The organism is Odoribacter sp. AF15-53, assembly GCF_003479425.1.
In the GTDB taxonomy this organism is placed as follows: Bacteria; Bacteroidota; Bacteroidia; order Bacteroidales; family Marinifilaceae; genus Butyricimonas.
Genome location: NZ_QUHC01000001.1, coordinates 578,488 through 598,814, shown reverse-complemented (window position 1 = coordinate 598,814; position 20,327 = coordinate 578,488). Strand labels below are relative to the sequence as shown.

At 47.4% G+C, this 20,327-nt stretch carries 13 protein-coding genes and 2 pseudogenes; 12 read left to right on the top strand and 3 right to left on the bottom strand.

The window, feature by feature from the left end; all coding sequences use genetic code 11:
• The first annotated feature begins 21 nt into the window (after nt 1-21).
• The 3 genes from DWW52_RS02435 (at nt 22) to DWW52_RS02425 (ending at nt 3,752) form a co-directional block, all read left to right on the top strand.
• Nucleotides 22-1,554: a M14 family metallocarboxypeptidase gene (locus DWW52_RS02435; RefSeq protein ID WP_158582457.1), complete on the top strand. Its 1,533-nt coding sequence runs from the start codon at nt 22-24 to the stop codon at nt 1,552-1,554.
• Nucleotides 1,555-1,569: 15 nt separating this feature from the next.
• On the top strand, nt 1,570-2,793 hold the full coding sequence (locus DWW52_RS02430; RefSeq protein WP_118713865.1) for a porin: 1,224 nt from the start codon (nt 1,570-1,572) through the stop codon (nt 2,791-2,793).
• A 68-nt stretch (nt 2,794-2,861) separates the two neighbouring features.
• Complete coding sequence (locus DWW52_RS02425) at nt 2,862-3,752, top strand: hypothetical protein (RefSeq protein WP_118713864.1); 891 nt, start codon at nt 2,862-2,864, stop codon at nt 3,750-3,752.
• 39 nt (nt 3,753-3,791) lie between these two features.
• Here the strand turns inward: DWW52_RS02425 and DWW52_RS02420 are convergent.
• Nucleotides 3,792-5,065 (bottom strand): annotated as a pseudogene (locus DWW52_RS02420) (AAA family ATPase).
• A gap of 113 nt (nt 5,066-5,178) precedes the next feature.
• On the opposite strand from DWW52_RS02420, the gene DWW52_RS02415 reads away from it, so the two are divergent.
• The 7 genes and pseudogenes from DWW52_RS02415 (at nt 5,179) to DWW52_RS21185 (ending at nt 14,364) form a co-directional block, all read left to right on the top strand.
• Entirely contained in the window at nt 5,179-6,684 is a 1,506-nt protein-coding gene (locus tag DWW52_RS02415; protein ID WP_148315313.1) for a hypothetical protein, read from the top strand.
• A 410-nt stretch (nt 6,685-7,094) separates the two neighbouring features.
• Entirely contained in the window at nt 7,095-8,660 is a 1,566-nt protein-coding gene (gene nadB / locus DWW52_RS02410) for an L-aspartate oxidase (protein ID WP_118713862.1), read from the top strand.
• A gap of 174 nt (nt 8,661-8,834) precedes the next feature.
• Complete coding sequence (gene nadC / locus DWW52_RS02405; protein ID WP_118713861.1) at nt 8,835-9,671, top strand: carboxylating nicotinate-nucleotide diphosphorylase; 837 nt, start codon at nt 8,835-8,837, stop codon at nt 9,669-9,671.
• A gap of 98 nt (nt 9,672-9,769) precedes the next feature.
• A complete protein-coding gene (nadA, locus tag DWW52_RS02400) occupies nt 9,770-10,723 on the top strand; it encodes a quinolinate synthase NadA (RefSeq protein WP_255418944.1) in 954 nt (317 codons plus the stop codon).
• 65 nt (nt 10,724-10,788) lie between these two features.
• The gene (gene pheT / locus DWW52_RS02395; protein ID WP_118713859.1) at nt 10,789-13,239 is read left to right on the top strand and encodes a phenylalanine--tRNA ligase subunit beta; all 2,451 of its coding nucleotides are present in this window, start codon (nt 10,789-10,791) and stop codon (nt 13,237-13,239) included.
• A gap of 78 nt (nt 13,240-13,317) precedes the next feature.
• Nucleotides 13,318-13,698: pseudogene (locus DWW52_RS21190) on the top strand (septation protein IspZ); the annotation flags it as partial.
• A gap of 135 nt (nt 13,699-13,833) precedes the next feature.
• On the top strand, nt 13,834-14,364 hold the full coding sequence (locus tag DWW52_RS21185; RefSeq protein ID WP_233556699.1) for an NUDIX domain-containing protein: 531 nt from the start codon (nt 13,834-13,836) through the stop codon (nt 14,362-14,364).
• 135 nt (nt 14,365-14,499) lie between these two features.
• On the opposite strand, the gene DWW52_RS02385 is transcribed toward DWW52_RS21185, so the two are convergent.
• Nucleotides 14,500-15,903: a nodulation protein NfeD gene (locus DWW52_RS02385; RefSeq protein WP_118714290.1), complete on the bottom strand. Its 1,404-nt coding sequence runs from the start codon at nt 15,901-15,903 to the stop codon at nt 14,500-14,502.
• A gap of 150 nt (nt 15,904-16,053) precedes the next feature.
• Nucleotides 16,054-16,833 (bottom strand): EI24 domain-containing protein, encoded by a 780-nt coding sequence (locus DWW52_RS02380; RefSeq protein WP_118713857.1) that lies wholly within the window; start codon nt 16,831-16,833, stop codon nt 16,054-16,056.
• Nucleotides 16,834-17,071: 238 nt separating this feature from the next.
• Here DWW52_RS02380 and purB point away from each other — a divergent pair, with 238 nt between their 5' ends.
• Entirely contained in the window at nt 17,072-18,412 is a 1,341-nt protein-coding gene (purB, locus tag DWW52_RS02375; protein ID WP_118713856.1) for an adenylosuccinate lyase, read from the top strand.
• Between the two features lie 89 nt (nt 18,413-18,501).
• Entirely contained in the window at nt 18,502-20,325 is a 1,824-nt protein-coding gene (locus DWW52_RS02370) for an ABC transporter ATP-binding protein (protein ID WP_118713855.1), read from the top strand.
• The last annotated feature ends 2 nt before the right edge of the window (nt 20,326-20,327 follow it).

The following is a 20,327-nucleotide window of genomic DNA, read 5'->3' as shown; positions in this document are numbered from 1 at the left end:
AAACTGCAAAAAATGAATACCATGATAAAATATTTATTCGCACTATTGATTCTCGTCCAAGCGGGTACGGTATGGGCACAACAACCAGCCAAGGTTGCCAAGAAGTACTTCGCCGATCCCGAGATAGATATTCAAACGCCGTGGTTCCAGAAAGGGAATAAATTCACGACTTACGACGAAATGATGACCTACATCAACAAGCTCGTCGCACAACATCCCGGAATCGCCACCTTATCGTACATCGGTAAGACACAAAAAGGCGTGGAAATCCCAGCCGTGAGAATTGTCGGTAAAACAAGAAATACCAAACTGCGGGTCCTGTTTCTCGGACGGGTACACGGAGATGAACCCGGAAGCACGGAGGCCATGCTTTATACCCTGGATCGCCTGTTGAACGACCCGAACATGACTTACTTGTTGGAACGTCTGGAAATCACCATTATTCCCATGGTAAACATCGACGGGGGAAGCCACCTGGAACGGGTGACGGCCAACACGCTGGACCTGAACCGGGACCAGAGTAAACTAGCTACACCGGAAGCCGTGGCCCTACGGGGATTCTACAACCGATACGCTCCCCAAGTGGTGATTGATTTCCATGAATTCCAACCGTTACGGGCGGACTACACGTTAATCAGTTCGGACAACATCACGAATTCATTCGACGCCATGTTCCTTTACTCGGGCAACCTCAACGTACCGCAGGAACTACGAGATTTGACCTCCCGGAAGTTCGTCGGCAACGCACGCAAAGCTCTGGATGCAAAGCAACTGCGTCATCACGACTATTTCACCACGACCAAGAAGTTCGGGGAAGTTGTTTTCAACGTGGGAGGTATCAACCCGCGATCAACGGCAAACGCTTTCTCTTTGGGGAACTCGGTAGCCATCCTCATGGAACTGAGAGGCGTGAAGATTGGGAAAACCTCTTTGAAAAGAAGAATCGTCACCGCTTTCACCCTGGCCGAATCATACTTGAAAACAGCTTACGAGAATTGTGACGAGGTAATGCGGGTTACGGAACAAGCCGCCCGCAATCGCCAGGACATCGTGGTCACGAGTAAAGCTAAATCCGTCGATGATTACGTGCTGCCATTCATCAGCATGAACACGAACGAAATGATTGACCTGACCGTGAACGCCAGCTTATCGCTGGAATCCACCCCTACCCTCACACGGAAACGCCCGGAAGCCTATTACATTTCGGCCTCCCACCCGGAAATCGCCCGGAAACTCCGGGAATTGGGCGTGACCGTGGAAACCCTGGGCCAACCGGAAACGATCAACGTGGAAGCCTACACCGTGGATTCCTACAAGGCCGAATACACGCTATTCGAGAAATTCTACCCGGTAAAGGTTAAAACGACCGTTGACACGAAACAAGTATCCTTTCCTGCCGGAACATTCGTGGTTCCCATGAACCAGAGGAATGGTAACGTGGCCGCCTCGGTACTCGAACCGGAAGCCGCCAACGGATTTATCAACTACCGGGTTTACGAAACAGAAGCGGGAGCAGAACTACCGGTTTACCGAAAAATGAACAGTGACAAATAAGGGAATAACAGCATTATGAAAACATTATTTATAGCAATCATAACATTATTATCAGCGACCGCAGTAGTTGCACAGGATAATAAAAACACCGCCAAATTCGAATTGGGTAAAGGACTGGATATTAACCTGAATAATGGCGAGTATAATTTCAACATCAACGGCTTTATCCAGGTTTACGGGGCTTACCGGAATGAAAAAGACGGAGAAGACGAGTCGGTATTCGGCGTGAAGAACGCATTTTTCGGCCTTAAAGGCGGGGCTTTATACAACAAGTTCACGTTCATGCTAGAAGCAAACTTCGCAGATTCCAACCCGTTGATGGAGGCTTGGGCCGCTTATAACCTGAAAAATTACCTGACGATCACGGCCGGACAGAAACAAACTTTCACGAACAACCGGGAAATGATCATGCACGAGAAGAACCTGAGCATGCCCGACCGGAGCATCGTGAGTCAATACTTTTCGGGTACCGGACGGGAACTCGGACTATTCTTCGAAAGCCGTCTTTACGTCGGTAAAGTAAGTGTGAAACCTTCTATCGCCATCACCACGGGAGACGGGAGAAATTCTTTCGGTTCCAGTTCTATCGACGTGGATATGGGCGGTCTGAAATACGGGGGACGCGTGGATGTACTTCCTTTGGGTGAATTCAAACCGGGCAATGACGGCGTGGGAGCTGACTTTGCACGGGAAGAATCCCCGAAATTGTTAATCGGGGGAGCCATGAGTTATAACGACGGGGCAAGCAACAAGGTGGGAGAAGGACATGGTGATTTCATCCTCTACGACAAGGACGGAGATTCTAAATTCCCGGCACTCCGCAAGATCGCTGCCGATTTGTTATTCAAATGGCAAGGTTTCAGTTTCATGGCCGAATATGTGAACGCCACGGCCACCGACCTGAAAGGCATTTACACGAAAAGCACGGGTGACCTTCCCTTGCAACCGGAAGAGATCGCCAACTACCTGAGCCTCGGGAACGGGTATAACGTGCAGGTAGGCTATCTATTGAAAAGCGGCTGGGGATTCGACGCCCGTTTCAGCAAGGTAAAACCCGAATTCAAAGAAACGGCCAAATCCGTGTTACTCGAAACGAACGAGTATGGCATAAGCGTGGCAAAATACTTTGTCGACAACCGTCTGATGTGCCAAGGGGCTTTCTCTTACCTGAAAAACCCGAACTTCAAAACGGCCAACGAGAAGATTAACGCGGAACTGTCAGTACAAATCATCTTTTAATTTAAGATGGAGTGATTCATGATTTCGAATGCAGATTGTAAATCACTCCATCATATAATATTTTGTCTATGAAAATCAATTTAATCATATCCCTGTTTATCGCTACCGTGCTGTGTAGCTGTGAATGGAAAAGCGACGAGGAGGACCTCGTGCTGAACAAACTGGGTACGGGACATGGTATCGTGACCTACACGGATTACACCCCACTGAAAAGCAAGCCGATCAACCTTCATTTCTACATCCCGGAAGGCGATATCAAGAGTATGCCGATCGTGTTCATCTTTCCCGGAACCGGAAGAAATGCCAACGATTACCTGGCTGCCTGGATGAACAAGTTCAAGGACAAACAAGCCATTGCCATCGCCCTGGAATTCCCGCAGGATTACTACTCCACGAGCGAATATATCGAGGGAAACATGTTCAAGAATAACAAGCCGCTTCCCGAAGAACAATGGTCCTACTCCGTTATCGAAGCCATATTCAGCTATGTGAAGGAAGAAACCGGGAACCAGGCCAGTAAATACAGCATGTTCGGACACTCTGCCGGGGCACAATTCGTACACCGATTCGTGACGTTCAAGCAAAACACCCACCTGGACAAGGCAATCGCCGCCAACTCCGGCTGGTACACCGTCCCCAACACGCAAATCGAATACCCCTACGGGCTGAAAAACTCCGGTTACACGGACAACACGACCCTCACGCACCTGTTCAGTTCTTCCCTGATCGTGGCATTAGGTGATCAGGACACGGACCCGAACGACAGCTCGTTGCGCCACACACCCGAAGCCGATGCACAGGGATTATACCGATTCGCCCGCGGAGAACACTATTACAGCGAGTGCGAACGCATCAGCAAGGCCAACAACATGCTCTTTAGTTGGAAAAAAATAGTGGTAAAAGGCGTGGCCCATGACTTCGTCGCCATGATGACTCAAACCGTCGATTACCTGTTCTAAACAATGGAAAATGGAAAGTTGAAAATGGAATATGAGTTTTTAACTTTCCATTCCCAATTGTAATTGCCAACGACTGATATTTCTCTCTTCCTTGCTGAATTCTACACCAACCTTGACAAGTTCCCTACCATCCGTTTGGAAAGGAATTAAATAACCCTTATCATCATTGAAGTATAAAATGGAATCATAAAATCCATGAATCCATATTTAACTTCATCATTAGGAAATTCTAATAAATAATTACCAAATCTCTTATCGTATTCCTTTATCGTCAAATATCCACTTTGGTATATCAGAGGAATTGGATTCTTGGCCTCTACCCGATACTCGGCAAAAGAAGATGCAGTAGCCTCCACCCCGTCGATTAACGTACGCAGATCGTAGTCACTCTTCTTCAACAATTCCACCAAAAACGTCGGAGTTCCTGTTTGGAACCAATAACTACCGAACGTCTTCGCCTTCATCGCATTCAACAGGCTAAAAGGATTAAACACGCCTACCGAATTCGGGAAAAAATGATACCCGTCATAAAGGCGTTCCATATCCTGCACGGTTTCATCGTACGTCATCCCGTTTGCTTGGGCAAAAATTTCAAGTTCCGGTTGGAAATTCTCCAGTAATTCTGCCCGGGTGATACCACAAACCGTGGCATAATCCGGCCATAAACTAATATCTTGCAATTGATTCAAATCGCTGAACACGCTCACCTGTGCGAATTTCGTTACTCCCGTCAAGAAAACAAAACGCAAATAACGGTCGGCACTCTTCAACACCCCGTAAAACGCCTTTAACGTCTTCCGGTACTCCTCCAGCAACGCCTCGTCTGTCAAGGCTTGTAACAAAGGTTTATCGTACTCGTCCACCAGCACCACGACCCCGCGACCGGCCTGTTCACTAGCCCGACGTATAATCCCGGCCAATCTCCCGGATAAGGTTGTATCCCGTTCATCCTTTCCCCAACGATCTTCCCACAAATTCAAATGACGGTCGAGAATAGCGTACAATCGTTCTACCGAATCATACTTCTCGGCATTCAAATCCAAATGTAACACCGGGTACGTTTTCCACTCCTGTTCCAGTTTCTCGATAGCCAAGCCGTTAAACAACTCCTTCTTCCCTTCAAAAAATGCCTCGAAAGTCGAAAGTAACAAGCTTTTTCCAAAACGACGGGGGCGACTTAGAAAGTAAGGCGTACTTGTTGAAGCCATCTTCCATACAAAATCGGTCTTATCTACATATAAATACCCCTCCTGACGAAGTTTCTCAAAAGTCTGTATCCCTATCGGGAGATTTCTCTTTATTACTTGTTCCATCTTGACATTTTTATCGTTAAGACAAAGATAATATATAAAATCCATAATTTTCATCGCGTACAAAAAGAATAATCATTTTCAATATTCACGAGCAAATATTATATTTGCAAAGAATGAAAAACACCAAACGACATAACATTTCACGGAATCGCTTCTGCTCACAACGCCTTATGTTCGTGAGTATTTTACTCATTTCTATCTTTGTTATCACCCCGTGTGAAGCCCTTTTCGCACAATCCGACAACAATGTAACAGAGAAGAATGACACAATTCCACCGGATAAAAATCGTTACATATACCTGAAAAAAAGGATGCAACTCGACTTCGACGTTTTGCTGCAACCGCAACAACAAACTTACTTCGGGCCATTATTACAGATTAACTCCAACGAGAACGATTATTATAACCTGTTCCTCGACTACCGGAAGGGGGAATTACAACAACTCATCGTTTACTCCAAGGAGAACCTACGCAAACTGCCAATTCCCCGGTTCAAAACGGACGGGAACGAACAGGAGATCAACATCAAACTCACGCTCTTCCAACAAAAGAACGAATTTACCCTACAGGTCGGTGACACGTTGTACACGATCAACAACCTCGGATTCGAACCCAAAGCCGGGTACAAATTCGCCTTCGTGGCGGATAAGGAAAAGGTGCTCGATCCCAGCGGGAAACCAGCCTTGCAAATCAGCAACATTCATTTTATCGAAACGACCGATAAACACGTACCCAAAAGTATCTGGTACTGGTTTCTATTTATATTAATTATTGATTTACTCGTGTTCAGCGGGGTTCATATCCGGAAAAAACTATTACGCCGCAAACAAACCGCCTCTGCCGTTCAACTGGAAAGCGAAATCGACATGCCGCAAAACGGCCTGCCCGCTTACACGCCTCGAACGACCAATGCTATATACCTGTTCGGCGGTTTCCACATTTACGACATGGAGGGAAACAACATCACTAAAAAGTTCACACCCCTATTAAAAGAATTGTTCTTGCTATTAATAACGCATACTCCGGAAAAAGGTATCACGTCCGAACGCTTGAAAGAACTCTTGTGGTTTGACAAAACCGAACAGAGCGCCAAAAACAACCGGGCCGTTAATATCGGCAAACTCCGCAGCCTGCTGGATGCGCTGGGGGAAAACGAAGTAAGCAACAAAACCGGAAGTTGGGAATTACTACTGAACACGGAAAGCATCTACGTGGATTACTACGAGTACCTGTCATTATATAACCGGGGGAAACTCACCACACGGGAAGATATCTTGAAACTGCTTCAACTCACCCGTCAAGGCGGATTCCTCTCGGACTCCGGGTACGAATGGCTGGATCGTTTTAAAGCAAACGTGTCTGATTACGTCATCGACACCCTCGTTAGCTACTCGGAAACCTCCGTGAACACGACCACAGAACCCGATATGGCTCTACAAATCGCCGATTCCATATCCGTATTCGACCAACTCAACGAATACGCCCTCCAATTGCGCGTAAACGCCTACGCCGCCCTCGGCAAACACTCCCTGGCCAAAAAGAGCTACGAGAAATTCGCCAAAGAGTACCTGAATGCTTACGGCGAAAAATTCAATAAATCATTCACGGAAATAAGATAGGATAAGAACGTGCTTTGAAATAAGACCTATCCTAACGATCTCTCTTCTATCGCTGCACTTGGACATCAAGAGAATTCTTACACAACACCAACGGAACATAGACCGAAATGTATGTTTATGTTATGCTGATACTATGTAGGTGTTATGTTCTTGATCAAGAGAAAGGATTACCCAACCATAGACAACGGGTGACTCGCTCTCGAATAATATAAAAGACCATACAGTATTGATGAACTTGGACGAAATCACTGAATCAATCATATCACCTCATCGAAAATCATAAATCAAGAAATTAGTCCGGCCTTGTGCAGTAGGAATCTAAAATCTAAGCCTTTTTTGAAAAAACTGCGTCAAGAGGCGGTATATAGATAAAAAAATCCTAATTTCGTGCCAATTTACATGACAGAAAAATGCGTAATTACGATTATATCATTGTCGGGAGTGGTTTAGCGGGTCTTTACACGGCCTATCGTGCTTCTGCCCACGGGAAAGTAGCACTGTTAACTAAATCCAATATCAGGGAAAGTAATTCTTATTTTGCCCAAGGAGGAATCGCGGCTGTCACCGGAGAAGACGACGCGCCATTATTCCATTTTCAGGACACGATCACGGCCGGAAGAGGTCTATGCGACTATCCGGCGGTTAACGTGCTGGTAAACGAAGGCCCTGTCCGCATACAGGAATTAATCAATGATGGGATGCGCTTCGACACGGAAAACGGGGAACTGGCCCTGGGCCTAGAAGGAGGACATCACCAGAAACGAATTCTCCACGCCGGGGGGGATGCCACCGGAAGGATGATCACGAACTTCGTGATTGACAAAGTGGAACATTGTCCCACTGTCGAAGTTTTCGACAATCACGCTGTTATCGCCTTGTTGCAGGATGAATACGGATGCTACGGCGTCAGATGCTGGGATTTTAACAAAAACCGGGAAGAAGTATTCACGGGACACAATGTGTTCCTGACTTCGGGCGGTACATCAGCCATATACAAACGAACGACCAACCCGCACACGACTATCGGTGACGGACTGGCCCTGACTTATAACGCGGGATGCAAAATCGTGGATATGGAATTCATCCAGTTCCACCCTTCCGCTATCTATACCCCTACCGGAGAAGCCTACCTGGTAAGCGAAGCCGTACGTGGTGAAGGGGCTCATCTTCTGAATCAACAGGGAGAACGTTTCATGGTCGGGAAACACGAACTGGCTGAACTCGCCCCTCGTGACATCGTGGCCCAATCCATATTCCAACAGATGAAAGAACATCATCAGGATTACGTCTATCTCTCGTTAAAACACCTTGACCCGGAAAAGATCAAGAAACGCTTCCCGAATATCTTCGAGAAATGTGCCGAACTGGGAATTGACATGACGGATCGTATACCCGTCGCTCCCGCGGCTCATTACACCGTGGGCGGCGTGCAAACGGATCTCACCGGACGTTCCAACATTCCTCACCTATACGTGTGTGGAGAACTGGCCTCATCCGGTATTATGGGAGCCAACCGATTGGCTTCCAATTCGCTCATCGAATGCTTGGTATTCGGTAAACGAGCCGTCGAGGATTCGGTTCGCAACCGACGGGAAGCACCGATTCCCGAAACAACCCCGTTGTTCACGTTAAACAATCAAAAACGAGAGGCTTACCTGTCGTTGAAAAACGAGGTCGCCAACATCATGACCCAAGAAGCCGGAATCATCCGTACCGAAAACGGGTTGCAGGAAGGATTAAATGCCTTGAACCGATTGGAAGAAACCGAAAAGTTCGAAGCAAACGAATATTACTCGCTGGTAAGCAAGAATCTACTCACGGTAGCCAAACTGATCATCCGTTCCGCCCTCTTCCGCAAAGAGAGCCGGGGTGGACACTTCCGTTCCGACTACCCTACATCGAACGACAGGTTCCTATGCCATATTATCCAACAAAAGGAACAAGAGATTAAAACAACGCCAGTGATAAACAATTGAAAATGGAAAGAGTCCATAAGATCCATAAAGTCCATAAGGTCTATAAAGTCAATGGACCCCTGCGGGGCGCTTTGTCTACGGCAGTCAAACTGCCGTTAAATACGGTCCGAAGGACACCCGTGACTTTATGGACCTTATGGACTTTTATATTCTAAAATTTAAAATCTAAAATATATGTACGATTCGCTCATTGAAAGACTCATCGACCTTGCCATAGAAGAAGACATCGCAACGGGAGACATCACGACCAACGCCATTATTCCGGTACACGCGAAAGCTATGGCCGAGATGAAAGCAAAAGCCGACGGCGTTATTTCCGGATTGGAAATCGCGAAACGAGTATTCGAAAGATTTGAAAAAGATATCGTGTGGGAACCCTTGGTTTCTGACGGCACAGCCGTGAAGAAGGGAGATATCATCCTGCGCATTCAGGCCAGTTACCGGACTTTATTGTGCGGGGAACGGCTATCATTAAATATATTACAACGGATGTCCGGCATCGCGACCGCCACCTCCCTGTACATGAAAGAACTTGCCGGCACACACACGCTATTACTGGATACCCGCAAAACAGCTCCCGGATTACGGGTACTGGATAAAATGGCCGTTCATCACGGGGGTGGCTCCAATCACAGGATGGGCCTGTACGACATGATCATGCTGAAAGACAATCATATCAAGATCGCCGGAGGTATACCGAACGCCGTGAAAGCGGTAAAGGCCAATCTTCCTCTCAGTATCAAAGTGGAAGTGGAAACCACCACGCTCGAAGAGGTACAACAAGCCCTTGATGCCAAAGCCGATATCATCATGCTTGATAACATGAGCAACGAAATGATGACCGAAGCCGTGAAACTCATCGCTGGCAAGGCCAAAACAGAAGCCTCCGGCAACATGAGTATCCCCCGCCTGAAAGGCGTCGCCGCCACCGGTGTCGACTACATCAGCGTGGGAGCCTTGACTCACTCGGTTACGGCAATGGATATCAGTATGAACATAAAAATGAGTTAAAAGATAAAAACTAAAAGATAAAAGTTGAGGATTATAAAAAATTACCTTCGTAATTTTCAATCTAAAATCTAAAATTCAAAATCTAAAATTAATACGTTATCTTTGAAGCTCCAAAAAACAAGGTTATGACGCATACAGAGATTATCAATAGGATAAAACAACTCAAGAAAGAGAAAAACGCCATTATTCTGGCACACTATTATACCCGTCCCGAAGTACAGGATATAGCGGACTACCTAGGTGACTCGCTGGGTCTCTCTCGCATGGCCGGAGACACGGATGCCGATATCATCGTCTTCTGCGGTGTGCATTTCATGGCAGAGACAGCATCAATTATATCCCCAAACAAAAAAGTTCTGATCCCGGCAGAAGGTGCCGGATGTTCGTTGGCCGAAGGAGTTAGCGGTTACGACTTGCGGGAATGGAAAAAAGCGAACCCGGAAGGGCTTATCGTCAGCTACGTGAACACCACGGCCGAGGTGAAAGCTTACACCGATTATTGCTGCACCTCCTCCAACGCCTTAAAAGTGGTTCAAAGCCTGCCAAAAGACAAAAAAATTCTCTTCGTTCCCGACAAGAATCTGGGTGCTTACATTCAAAAAGTAACCGGACGGGAAATGGAAATTTGGAACGGCGACTGTTGCGTGCATGAAAGAATCGACTCTCAAATGGTGCTGGATAAACTGGAACAATACCCGGATGCCGACGTGCTTATTCACCCGGAATCCAGTTGTTCGCATGATGATCGTGTACTAAATCATCCCCGTGCATTCATGTATTCCACGGCAGGAATCATCAAACATGCCAAGGAATCACCCAAACAACGGTTTATCATCGCCACGGAGTTGGAAACAATCCATAAATTACAGGCCGATAACCCGACGAAAGAGTTTATCCCCATTCACCCGACGGCCATCTGCGCCCAGATGAAAAAAGTAACTCTTGAAAAAGTCCTCGATGCCCTTGAAAAAGAACAATACGAAGTACGGGTTCCGGAAGAGTTGAGAGAAAAAGCCTGGTTACCCATTCAAAGAATGCTAGATATCAATTGAAAATGAAAAGCGAGGAATCGCATGGGGAAATCTAAAATTTAAAACCTAAAATCTAAAATTAAAATATGAACGTATCACTGAACTGGTTGAAAGACTATCTAAAGATAGATCAAAACACGGAAGAGATTTGTAAAATCCTGACAAGTATCGGACTTGAAGTTGGCGGATACGAAGAATTTGAAGCTATAAAGGGAGGATTAAAAGGATTGGTTATCGGCCATGTACTGACTTGCGAGGCACATCCCGATTCTGACCATTTACACGTGACCACCGTAGATTTGGGTACGGGAGAACCGGAACAAATCGTGTGCGGGGCGCCTAACGTGGCTGCCGGACAAAAAGTTGTCGTGGCTACCGTCGGAACAACTCTCTACAAAGGTGATGAAGAGTTCGTGATCAAGAAATCAAAAATACGGGGCGTGGCCTCCAACGGAATGATCTGTGCCGAAGACGAAATCGGTATCGGAACCGACCACGCGGGAATCATGGTATTGCCGGAAAATACCCCGGTAGGTATTCCCGCCGCGGACTATTTCAATGTATACCGGGACACTATTATCGAGGTAGATATCACCCCCAACCGCATCGACGGGGCTTCCCACCTGGGAGTTGCCCGTGATCTAGCCGCTTACCTGCAACAAAGACAAGATATTCATTACACTCTTCCCTCCGTGGAAGCCTTCCAACCGGACAGTACAGATGCCAAAATCTCCGTACGCATGGAACGCCCGGAAGCATGCCGTCGGTATGCCGGGATATGTATTGAAGGCGTCGAGGTAAAACCGTCTCCGGAATGGTTACAAAACCGGATGAAAGCCATTGGCCTCCACCCAATCAACAACATCGTGGACGTGACCAATTACATCCTGTTCGGACTCGGTCAACCGCTGCACTCTTTCGATAAAGATAAAATCAAAGGAAACGAAGTTATCGTGAAAAGCGTTGCCAAAGGCACGAAATTCATCACCCTGGACGGGGTTGAGAGAGAACTGCACGAGGACGACCTGATGATCTGTAACAGCGAAACACCCATGTGTATCGCCGGGGTATTCGGGGGACAGGAAAGCGGTATTTCTAACACCACCACGAACGTCTTCCTCGAAAGCGCTTGCTTTGACCCGGTATTCGTTCGTAAAACGGCTCGCCGTCACGGTCTGAATACCGATGCTTCTTTCCGTTATGAACGCGGAACCGACCCGAACATCGTGATCTATGCCCTCAAACTGGCTGCCATGATGATCAAGGAAGTTGCCGGGGGAAAAATCACGTGTGCCCCGATCGACATTTACCCGGAACCCGTCAAGGATTTCGAAGTCGCGATAAAATACGCTCACGTGGATCGTCTCATCGGTAAGAAAATAGATCACGAAGTAATCAAAAATATACTCCGTTCACTTGAAATCAAAATCGTTGAGGAGTGCGAAGAGGGTCTTTTATTAAATGTCCCCCCCTACCGTGTCGACGTGCAACGAGAAGCTGACGTGATCGAGGACATCCTTCGCATCTACGGATTCAACAACGTGGAAGTACCTGCCAGCGTGAGATCCACGTTAAGCTATTCAGAAAAACCGGATGACTTCCAGTTGAAGAACATCATTTCCGACATACTGGCCTCAAACGGTTTCTGTGAAATAATGAATAACTCTCTGACGAAAGCCAGCTATTACGAGGACTTGAAAACCTTCGATCCGGCCAACACGGTCATGTTATTCAACCCGCTTAGTACCGATCTGGGAGCCATGCGTCAATCCTTGTTGTTTAGCGGACTGGAAAACATCGCTTACAACATCAACCGGAAAAACCAGAACCTTAAATTATTCGAGTTCGGTAAGACCTATATGTTCAACAAGAAAGAAGGCATTGACAACCCGTTGAAACAATACAAAGAAGAATACATGCTTTCACTTTTCATCACGGGTAATAAAAACGCAGCCTCATGGAACGCGAAAGAGACGAAAACGGACTTCTTCTACCTGAAAGCATATTGCGAGATGATCCTGAACCGCCTCGGACTTCAAGCCGATAACCTGAAGATTGATGCCAGCGACAAGGACATATTCCGGGAAGGCTTGACTTATAAAGCCGGGGACAAACATATCGTATCTTTGGGAATCCTGAGCAAGGCTCCTTTAAAGAAAGCGGATATCAATCAAGAGGTTTATTATGCTGAATTCTCGTGGGAGAATATCCTCAAGGTGATCAAGAACCTCTCGGTTTCTTATACCCCGCTTCCGAAATTCCCTTCCGTGAAGCGAGACCTTGCCTTGTTGCTTGACAAGAAAGTGACTTTCAAAGAGATCAAGGAAACGGCTTTCCGTTCCGAGAAATCATTATTGAAATCCGTATCGTTATTCGACGTTTACGAGGGCGAAAAACTCGGTGCCGACAAGAAATCGTACGCCGTTAGTTTCACCCTGCTGGACGAGGAGAAAACTCTCACGGACAAACAAATAGATAAAATCATGAACAAGTTGATCGGTACTTACAAGCACCTTTTCAACGCGGAAATCAGATAAACCAAATGGAAAGAAGAGAATGTACATTCTCTTCTTTCCATTTCAATTTCAATTCTCAATTTTCAATTTTCAATTATTATGAAGTCTCTCCTCCCCTCCTTCGTCCTCATCCTTTTATACTTCATCGCTGAAGAATTCTTCGGCCCTAAAATCGGATTGATTACCGTGATTGTACTAGGAGCCGGAGAGTTTTTCTACTCGTGGATCAAAGAGAAACAGATCAATAAAATGACACTTGTCAACACCCTGTTTTTCATTGCTCTGGGAGCTATCAGCCTATTGTTGGAAGGAACTTCTTTCGAGAAAATACAACAAACAATCGTGGAAGCCGCCATGTGCGTCTTACTGGGAGTATTCGCATTCTCGAAAGCGGACATGACCAAAACCTTACCGGAATCATACCGCAAGACGTTGCAGATCACGCCGGAACAACAGCAAGCCATGCACCGGATGCTGCGCCTGCTGTTCTACCTGCTTATCGCACACACGGCTCTTGCTTTCGCTTCGGCCTTCCTGTTTGACGAAGAGATTCACCAATTTATCGAAGGACCGCTACTGTATATACTGATTATTCTCTTCTTCCTTACTCTATTCGTGAAAAACAGGCTTCTTGCCAAGGCTGCCAGCCAGGATGAATGGCTACCCGTGGTGAACGAGAAGGGAGAAGTGGTCGGTAAAGCCACTCGCCGGAGTTGCCATTCCGGTTCCATGCTCCTGCACCCCGTCGTACACCTTCACCTGATCAATGAACGAGGCGACATTTACCTGCAAAAACGGAGCATGAAAAAAGACCTTCTTCCCGGCATGTGGGATACCGCCGTCGGGGGACACGTGGGACTGGGTGAAAAAATCGAAGATGCCTTAAAACGGGAAACATCCGAAGAACTGGGAATCACCAAATTTAAAGCCCGTTTCCTCGGTTCTTACGTGTGGGAAAGCTCCCGTGAACGAGAACTCGTTTTCCCCTTCCTTTGCACGTCTCATGACGCTATACACATCAATAACGACGAAGTTGACGAGGGACGTTTCTGGTCACGCAAAGAGATCGAACAAAACATGAATGCAAATATCTTTACCCCTAACTTCTTACACGAATATAACCGTTTATTGAAAAACATTAAATAAATAGACAGGATCACTCTAAACTTTCCAGTCTCTCTTCGGCAACCTCGTTACCGCCCGTAGCCGCTGCTCGTACCAGACGCAAGCCTCTTTTTTATCCCGCACCACGCCATCCCCTGTTTATCAACGCTTATACTCTCACGCCTTGACCACGTATACCTGACCGGCCTGATACTTTAACACCCGTACCGAAGTACCCCGTGTGATAAAAGCACCTGTTTCCGACACGGCATCGTACACGTCATCCCCGATCGAGACCTTCCCCGCCGGACGTAAGTCTGTGAAGGCCACCCCTTCCTTTCCTATTTCTTCCTTAACCGCCATATCCACTCCCACGAAACCATCCTCCACTTTCTGTTCCGCATGCAAGGCAAAGTTCAACCTTCTGGAACCGAACAGCTTTTGACTCAACCATATACTCCCGAACAACGACACCAACGAACAACTCACCACGAAGAACAACGAGCGAATAATAGCACTCGTGAAATCCGGTAAAAACTCGAAAGTAAAATCGTCAATACCGGCCAAGGCCAATGAGCCCACCACACACACGATCCCCAGTATTCCCGTCACCCCGAACCCCGGTATCACAAATATCTCCAGCAACAACAAGATCAATCCCACCACGAACAGAATAATCTCCACGTAGTTCGCAAACCCTTCCAAGTACAACGGGGCAAAATATAATAAACAGGCCGTAACCGCTGCCACAAGCGGGAACCCGACACCCGGAGTCTGTAACTCGAAATAAATTCCCCCGATAATAACCATGATCAAAATCCCCTGCACGATCGGGCTGATCAGAAAACCGATCAATTGATCCAACGTCGTGGGTTCGTATTGACGCAACTCGTAATTCGTAACCCCCTCTTTCTGCAACACCTCCGCCACGTTCTCCGCAATCCCGTCACAATAACCGTACTGCATGGCCTCGTGCGGGGTGAATGTCACCACTTTCCCGCTATCGGTCACCCCTTCGACCACCACACGATCATCCACCATCGCTTCGGCAATTAACGGGTCCCGATGCCAACGAACCACCGTACGCCCGTTCTCCGTCACGGTATCCTTCCCGTGCGCCTGTGCCGTTGCCCGAATCATGGACCGCATATACGATTGATACTTGTCGGGCATGGCCTCACCCGTCTGGTTCACGACTGTAGCGGCACCTATATTCGCCCCCTCCCGCATGTAAATCCGGTCACATGCAATAGAGATCAACGCTCCTGCCGATGCCGCGTTATTATCAATAAACACCCACACGGGTTTCGGGTAATTCAATATCAGGCTACGCAGAGAATCGGCATACACCACCATTCCCCCGTACGTGTTCATGTGTACCAGAATCACGTCGGCCCCCTCGTCGGTGGCCCGGTCAAAAGACCTTTTTGTCAACCGCCATATACCCGGTCCGATTTCGTCCTTTATATCCACCTTATACACCAACTCCCGTTTCTCGTCCACACCCCTCGTTTCGTCCTCCCCGGCAAATACCGGGCAAAAACACGCTAACAACAATATAACAAACAACCACTTTTTCATTTTCAATTCCTTTTTCGCCTCCGGCAAATTATAAAAGAGAATCGCCTTCAGCGAGTTACAAGTTTGCAGGTTACAAGTTACAGGTCATTTCCCCGCACGAACCAACACTCTTTTCACTCTAAACTCTAAATTCTAAACTCTAAACTAAATTCAATTCTCAATTTTCAATTGTTTCTCTATCGCCACCGTTCCAGCCACCACGGAAAGCAACGACACGAAACTACAAACCACGATACTCGCCAACGGTATCATCAGCGACAACGTGAACACCGTCCCGATCGCCGTCACCGTCCCCGCGTTACGTCGCATATACATCACGCTCTCCTTCACCCGGAAACGCTTCCTCTCCACGGCATAATCCATAAAAGCAAACCCGTAAAAATAAGCGCTTACCCCGAATGTCAATATAGGCGTAATTAATCCCGCTACCGGGATAAACGAACAAACAAACAGGAACAACGTCATCAATAACTGAAACAGCGCGCAACGCAACGAGATCACGATACCCCGTCCGATTTCCCACGCCAACTGTCCCAAGTTAAACGAATACTCTCTTCCCGAAACGATAGCTTCCGTCCGTTCCGACAGCCATGAATAAACCGGTGACATCACCACCATAACCACGTATCCCCCGAACGAAATAAATAATATATAGTAAAGTATCCGCACGAACACCTTCACGATAACCCCGGCCGTTCCCGACAACCATGTCAACCATGAAATCCCCTCGATCCAAGACGTGATCTTCTCCTCGATCACCCCGGAAAGCCCATCACCCAGATACCCCACGGCATAATTTCCCATCACAAACAGCAAGATAATAATCACCACGGGAAACAACATGAACCCTCTCAAGCGTGGCGAGAACAACAATCTCGCCGCCTCCCCGTACGCTCGTATCCCTCTCGAAAAATCCCGGATGAAATTCATAACTCGTCTTTTAAAATCCCTGTAAATCTAAACATTTTTTCGCAAACTCAGACAATGAAGGATTGAAAGTTTAGAGTTTAAAATTTAAAGTTTAACGGGAAAAGAGCGTTAGCTCGTGCGGGAAAATAACTTGTAACCTGTAAACTTGTAACCTGTAACTCTTTTTTGTATTTTTGCAAGTCGAAGTAATTTTCGAACAACAAATGATAGTGTGAAAAACAATTAAACAGATAATATTATGCAGGCATTAACAGCTATTTCGCCGATTGACGGCAGGTACAGGGACAAAGTAGAAGGGTTGGCAAACTACTTCTCCGAAAGCGCCCTGATTCGTTACAGGGTAATGGTAGAGGTCGAATACTTCATCGCGCTTTGCGAGTTACCGTTGCCACAATTGCGGGGATTTGATCCCGCGCTGTTCGACAGCTTGAAAGAAATATACCTCGATTTCACCGTCGAGGATGCCCAGAAAATCAAGGACATCGAGAAAGTAACCAACCACGACGTGAAAGCCGTGGAATACTTCATCAAAGAACGGTTCGACGCCTTGAACCTCCACGATTACAAAGAATTCATCCACTTCGGCCTGACCTCACAGGACATCAATAACACGGCAGTTCCCTGCTCGTTCCGTGATGCCATCCACGACGTGTATTATCCCGTGATCGACGAACTTATCGCCAAGCTGGAAGAACTTGCCGAAGAGTGGAAAGAGATTCCCATGTTAGCGAAAACCCACGGGCAACCGGCCTCACCCACTCGTTTGGGAAAAGAAATCCGGGTATTCGTCTACCGGTTGACCAAACAACTGGAACTACTGAAAAAAGTCGCTTGCTCCGGTAAATTCGGGGGAGCCACGGGTAATTTCAACGCCCACAACGTGGCGTATCCCGAAATCGACTGGACGGCCTTCGCCAACAAGTTCCTCACCGAAAAACTAAAGATCGAACGCGAACAATACACCACGCAAATATCAAACTACGACAACTTTGCCGCCGTGTTCGACAACCTGCGCCGCCTCAACAACATCGTCATAGACCTCGACCGTGACTTTTGGACGTATATCTCCATGTCATACTTCAAACAGAAAATCAAAGCCGGAGAAGTAGGTTCATCTGCCATGCCTCACAAGGTAAACCCGATCGACTTCGAAAACTCCGAAGGAAACCTGGGAATGGCAAACGCCGTGCTCGATCACCTCAGCAACAAACTGCCGATCTCCCGTCTGCAACGTGACCTCACGGATTCCACCGTGTTGCGTAACGTCGGAGTACCCTTGGCCCACACGATCATCGCCTTCAAGTCCACGTTAAAAGGACTCAACAAGCTAATCATCAACCGGGCTGCAATCGAGGCCGACCTGGAGGAGAACTGGGCCGTGGTAGCCGAGGCCATTCAAACGATACTCCGCCGGGAGTCTTATCCCAACCCGTACGAGGCCCTGAAAGCGCTTACCCGCACCAACAGCAAGGTCACCCAAGCCTCTATCGCCGAATTCATCGATACCCTCGATGTATCCGCCGAACTGAAAGAACAACTGAAACAAATCAGCCCGTCCAACTACACGGGAAAACTATAAAACCATTGAAAATGGAGAATTGAAAACGAGGATTTTATTTTCAATTCTCCATTTCAAATTCTAAATCTTAAATCCTAAATTCCCCGTTAATGCGTGATTTTATCCAAATACTGAAGAGGTTCATCCCTCCTTACAAGGCCCGGCTCGGGAAAAATATATTTTATAACATTCTTTCCGCCGTGTTCGGTTCCATATCATTCGTGCTGCTCGCACCCGTGCTGAATATTCTTTTTAATGTAACAAAAGATGTCACGGAACTCATGCCTTTCGAACTAGACAAGGAGGTTTTAATGAACAACTTCAACTACTACATCACGCTCTTGAAAGAGTATTTCTCGGCCCCGACAACATTGTTGATTGCCGGGGGATTTTTCGTATTGGCCGCGTTATTTAAAACCGGTTTTTCCTACCTCGCCGCTTACGAGATCGTGTATATCCGGAATGGCGTGGTCCGTGATATCCGCCGGAAAATATACCAGAAAATACTGTCTTTACCCCTGCCATTCTTCTCCGAGGAACGCAAAGGAGATATTATCGCCCGTACCACGGGAGACGTGCAGGAAGTGGAAAACTCGATCATGAACTCGCTGGAAATGTTTTTCCAGAACCCGATCATCATCCTGATTTATCTCTCTGCCATGGTCTTCATGAGCTGGCAACTGACCCTCTTCGTGCTGGTACTTCTACCGATCATGGGAACACTCATCGGGAAAGTGGGAAAAACACTGAAAAAACGATCCAAGGAAGGACAGGACAAAATGGGCGAAATCCTCTCGAACATCGAGGAAACCCTCTCTGGCTTGCGCGTGATCAAGGCGTTCAATGCCGAGGACAAAATGGATACTCTCTTCACCACGCATAACGAACAATACCGACGCATCATGAACCGCCTCATGTGGCGGCGTTCCCTCGCCCACCCGATGAGCGAATTCCTTGGAACGATTGTCGTGGTAATGGTCGTGTGGTTCGGCGGAACCTTGATCCTGAGACATTCCCCGATCATGGAAGCCTCGGACTTTATCGCCTATATCGCCCTCTTCTACTCGATCATCAACCCGGCAAAACAATTCTCCACGGCGTTGTACAGCATCCAGAAAGGAGCCGCCGCCATGGATCGTATCGACCAGATATTGAACGCCGAATCGTCCATCCTGGAACCCGAACACCCGAAACCCTTGACTGAATTCAACCGGGAAATCAAATACAATAACGTCAGTTTCGCCTATCGCCCCGACCGGATGGTTCTGAAAAACGTGAACGTCACGATCGAGAAAGGCAAAACCATTGCCCTCGTCGGGCAATCGGGTTCGGGAAAGAGTACCTTTGTCGATCTGCTCCCCCGTTTCTACGACGTCATCAAGGGAGAGATCACGATTGACGGCATTAACATCAAGGATGTATCGCTGCACTGCTTGCGCGAATTAATGGGGAATGTCAATCAAGACCCGATCCTCTTCAACGACACCATATTCAACAACATCGCCTTCGGCGTGGAATCAGCCACGCGGGAAGAAGTGGAACAGGCGGCACGTATTGCCAACGCCCACGAGTTCATCATGCAAACCGAAAAAGGCTATGACACCTACATCGGTGATCGCGGGGGTAAACTAAGCGGCGGTCAACGCCAACGCTTGAGTATCGCCCGTGCCGTGCTGAAAAACCCGCCGATCATGATCCTCGACGAGGCAACGTCGGCATTGGATACCGAGTCGGAAAAACTCGTGCAGGAAGCCCTCGACAACTTGATGAAGAACCGCACTTCGATCGTCGTGGCTCACCGCTTGTCGACAATTCGCAACGCCGACATAATCTGCGTTTTCCACGAGGGAGAGATTGTCGAACGGGGACGGCATGAAGAATTGCTGGCGCTAGACGGCATCTACACGAAATTGTACAACATGCAAAACTTCTAGTC